Origin of the sequence: Micromonospora parastrephiae, assembly GCF_016802865.1 — a bacterium.
Classification (GTDB): Bacteria; Actinomycetota; Actinomycetes; order Mycobacteriales; family Micromonosporaceae; genus Micromonospora; species Micromonospora parastrephiae.
Window position 1 is genome coordinate 1 of the sequence record NZ_JAEVHM010000401.1, and the last position, 1,348, is coordinate 1,348.

Sequence of the window (1,348 nt, forward strand, 5' to 3'; positions counted from 1 at the left end):
CGGCCACCCCGGCGCGGCCCACCCCGCCCCGGCCACCATCGATCTGATGTCCGCGCTGACCACCGGTGACTGGGTGCTCGCCGACGCCACCGACACCGGCGTACGCCGGGAGTGCAGTGGGCTGGTCGCGGCGCACCTGCAGTGGCACCTGGAGCGCGCGCTACGCTCGCTGCCGCTGGTCGACCGGGGTCCCTCGGTCGCCGGCACGGTCCCGCCGTCCGGCGGCGGCGGGGCGGCGATGCTCCGGCCGCGCGGCGACGTCGAGGCCGGAGCGGACGGTGCGAGCAGGGAGAGAGCCGAGTGATCCGATCGATGAGGGCCAGCCGGCGTGAGCCGGTGCCACCGACACCCCACCCGTCCGGCGCCCGGCCACCGGCGCTGCCCGGCGAGGCGGTGCCGAAGCACGTGGCCGTGGTGATGGACGGCAACGGGCGGTGGGCCAAGGACCGCGGGCTGCCCCGCACCAAGGGTCACGAAGCGGGGGAGCACAGCCTCTTCGACACCATCGAGGGCGCGATCGAGATGGGCATCCCCTACCTGTCGGCGTACGCGTTCTCCACCGAGAACTGGCGCCGCTCACCGGACGAGGTCCGGTTCCTGATGGGGTTCAACCGGGACGTCATCCGCCGCCGCCGCGACCAGCTCGTCGACCTCGGCGTCCGGGTGGTCTGGTCGGGCCGGCCCGGCCGCCTGTGGAAGAGCGTCATCTCCGAGTTGCAGACCGCCGAGGAGATGTCCCAGGGCAACTCGACGCTGACCCTGCAGTTCTGCGTCAACTACGGCGGGCAGGCCGAGATCGGCGACGCCGCCGCCGCGATCGCCCGCGACGTGGCGGCCGGCCGACTCGACCCCGCTAAGGTCACCGAAAAGACCGTGGCGAAGTACCTCTACCACCCGGAGATCCCGGAGGTGGACCTGTTCCTGCGCCCGTCCGGCGAGGAGCGGATCTCCAACTTCCTGCTCTGGCAGACCGCGTACGCCGAGCTGGTCTTCCTGGACACGCTCTGGCCGGACTTCGACCGCCGCCACCTCTGGTACGCGTGCGAGCTGTACGCCCAGCGCGACCGGCGGTTCGGGGGCGCGCTGCCCAACCCGGTGGCACCGACGATCTGAGGCTTACCACCCCGTCACTCTGGGTACCAGAGACGTCAGAAGCCACTGACGGAGGTGAACCCACATGATCCAGAAGCGCATTGCCCAGTGGGCGGTGATGGCCATCGCGGTGCCGCTGGCCGCCGCCGGCGCACGCAGGCTTACCACCCCGTCACTCTGGGTACCAGAGACGTCAGAAGCCACTGACGGAGGTGAACCCACATGATCCAGAAGCGCATTGCCCAGTGGGCGGTGA

2 protein-coding genes are annotated in these 1,348 nt (G+C 71.2%); both read left to right on the forward strand.

What is annotated here, in order from left to right; translation table 11 throughout:
* A partial coding sequence (locus JNW91_RS31390) for a DNA repair protein RecO C-terminal domain-containing protein (protein WP_203179045.1) occupies positions 1–304 on the forward strand: 304 nt, incomplete at its 5' end.
* 8 nt (positions 305–312) lie between these two features.
* A complete protein-coding gene (locus tag JNW91_RS31395) occupies positions 313–1,113 on the forward strand; it encodes an isoprenyl transferase (protein WP_203179046.1) in 801 nt (266 codons plus the stop codon).
* Positions 1,114–1,348: the final 235 nt, after the last annotated feature.